The sequence below is a fragment of the Rheinheimera oceanensis genome, assembly GCF_018831085.1.
Classification (GTDB): domain Bacteria; phylum Pseudomonadota; class Gammaproteobacteria; order Enterobacterales; family Alteromonadaceae; genus Alishewanella; species Alishewanella oceanensis.
The window spans coordinates 1-2,506 of sequence record NZ_JAGPNM010000031.1; the positions used below are offsets into that span (position 1 = coordinate 1).

General features: G+C 48.5%; 1 protein-coding gene and 2 pseudogenes. All 3 read left to right on the plus strand.

Features of this window, described 5'->3' with window-relative positions; translation table 11 throughout:
• Positions 1 to 67: 67 nt before the first annotated feature.
• Positions 68 to 1,077, plus strand: a pseudogene (locus J3B89_RS20895) (IS3 family transposase); the annotation flags it as partial.
• 143 nt (positions 1,078 to 1,220) lie between these two features.
• A complete protein-coding gene (locus J3B89_RS20900; RefSeq protein ID WP_215399531.1) occupies positions 1,221 to 2,273 on the plus strand; it encodes an IS110 family RNA-guided transposase in 1,053 nt (350 codons plus the stop codon).
• 20 nt (positions 2,274 to 2,293) lie between these two features.
• Positions 2,294 to 2,497: pseudogene (locus J3B89_RS20905) on the plus strand (IS3 family transposase); the annotation flags it as partial.
• Positions 2,498 to 2,506: the final 9 nt, after the last annotated feature.

Sequence of the window (2,506 nt, forward strand, 5' to 3'; positions counted from 1 at the left end):
TGTAGTGGTCTAATAAAACCGGACACCATTTTAGGTGGTAAGATTACCACGTTAGAAGAGGTGTTCAATGGCAAAACAACGTCGTACGTTTTCAACAGAATTTAAGCGTGATGCTGCCGGTCTGGTGCTTGACCAGGGCTACAGCATTGCAGAAGCAGTTAAGTCACTTGGTGTGGGCGAGAGCGCACTTCGCCGCTGGGTAGAGCAGCTTGAGCAAGAGCGCGGTGGTGTCACACCCAAGGCTAAGGCCCTGACGCCGGAGCAGCAGCGGATTCAGGAGCTGGAAGCCAGAGTGAGCAGACTGGAGCGGGAGAAGGCCATACTAAAAAAGGCTACCGCACTCTTAATGTCAGACGAGTTCGAACGTACACGCTGATAGACCAGTTAAGGGAACATGAAGCGGTAGAAGTGGTCTGTGAAGTGTTTGATGTGCCAGCCAGCAGCTATTACGAACATAAGCAGCTCAGTAAGCAAATCAACGTCGAGCGGTTAGAGCAGCGTTGTAAAATCAAAGAGCTGTTCAAAGCGAGCCGTCATTCTGCCGGTAGCAGAACCTTGCTTGGCATGATGCGGGAGCTGGGTTATGAGATTGGTCGCTTTAAAGTCATGAGCCTGATGCGAGAGGCAAAGCTCATCAGTAAGCAGCCGGGGCCACATCGTTACAAAACGACCCAGGTTGAACGGCTTGATATTCCTAACCATCTCGACAGAGAATTTAATGTCAGCTCGCCTGATAGCGTGTGGTGCGGTGATATTACCTACATCTGGGCAGAAGGCCGCTGGCACTATTTGGCTGTAGTTTTGGATTTGTACCGTCGTCGTGTTGTTGGCTGGGCGCTATCAGCCAAGCCTGATGCAGAGCTGGCGATTAAAGCTCTGGATATGGCGTATGAGCAACGTGGCAGACCGCAAGGTGTGATGTTCCACTCTGACCAGGGCAGCCAGTATGCCAGCCGCTTATTCCGTCAACGGCTGTGGCGTTATCGCATGACACAAAGCATGAGCCGCCGGGGTAATTGTTGGGATACAGAGAATATACTTACCAGTGCTGACAGTAATAATCTGACCCGTGCTGGGATTGACCTTGTGTCTTTGTGTTGACCTGTCGATTATTGCTCGTCAGTTAGAGTTGGAATCATTCCAGTATCCGTGACCTAATAGGAGCATTGTTTTGCATCTTCAGTGTCCAGTCCGGTGGCTGGTTAACTGAGGAAAAACTGATGAACCGTGATCATATAAACAATCAACTGACCCTGGGAGTTGATACTCACCTTACCAGCCATGTTGCTGTTCTGATTAACAATATTGGGCAGGTTGTCGATACCCAGGAATTTCCTGTGTGCTTCGTCGGTTATGAAAAACTTTATAACTGGGCAAAATCATTTGGAAACATTAAACAGGCTGGATTAGAAGGAACCGGCACTTATGGCGCTGGTCTTTGCAAGTTCCTGGAAGATAAAGGTTTGAAAGTATTTGAGGTTAATCGACCAAACAGAGCTAAACGCAGACTCAGGGGAAAATCAGATCCCACTGACGCCGAGAATGCAGCACGATCAGTCCTGGCGAATGAGTCAACAGCAATCCCCAAGTCACATGATGGAATAGTCGAAGCCTTGAGGTATCTTGTTGTTGCCCGGAAAAGTGCTGTTAAAGCCCGCACTCAAGCCATTAATCAAATCAGAGCGCTTCTAGTCACTGCACCTGAGCAAATTAGGGAAGCATGTTATGTCCAATCTACCTGCCAATGTATAGCTGCCTGTAAACGCCTTCAAGGTGCGGACGACGACGTGCTGTTAAATACTATGGCTGCAATGCTCAATTTATTAGCAGACCGTTGGCTTAGTCTAACTGAAGAACTCCGGCTAATCGGAAAACGCCTGACAGAGCTGACGAAATCAACCGCCCGACACTTACTTGAACAATTTGGCGTTGGCCCGTACGTTGCTGCAACACTTATGGTAACAGCTGGGGATAATCCAGCCAGGCTTCATAAAGAGTCCTCGTTCGCTGCGTTATGTGGTGTGAATCCGCTGGAAGCATCATCAGGTAAAACTCAACGTCATCGCCTCAACCGAGGCGGTTCAAGGGATGCCAACAATGCGCTGTGGACAGTTGCCCTCATAAGAATGCGAAGTGACCCAAGAACAAGGATTTATACCGCTAAGCGCTCAGCGGAAGGTAAATCAGTTAAAGAGATCCAGCGATGCCTGAAACGTTACATTGCGAGAGAACTATACCCCATAATGGTATCCGATCTGTCTGTACTAACGTGATGGCTTGACATAGGAGCGTCAATGCCCCAATGGAAAGACTGTTCAGAAGCTTAAAATCTGAGTGGGTGCCGGTAACGGGTTATATGAGCAAAGCAGAAGCACAGCGTGATATCAGTTTTTACCTGATGGATTATTACAACTGGCGCAGGCCACATCAATTCAACGATGGTGTGCCACCGGCAAAAGCGGAAGATCTATCTAATTTACTGTCCGGAATTAGTTGACCACTACAC

Excerpts from the sequence above, each read along its gene's own strand:
- J3B89_RS20900 (WP_215399531.1), top strand. The coding sequence starts at position 1,221 with ATGAACCGTGATCATATAAACAATCAACTGACCCTGGGAGTTGATACT.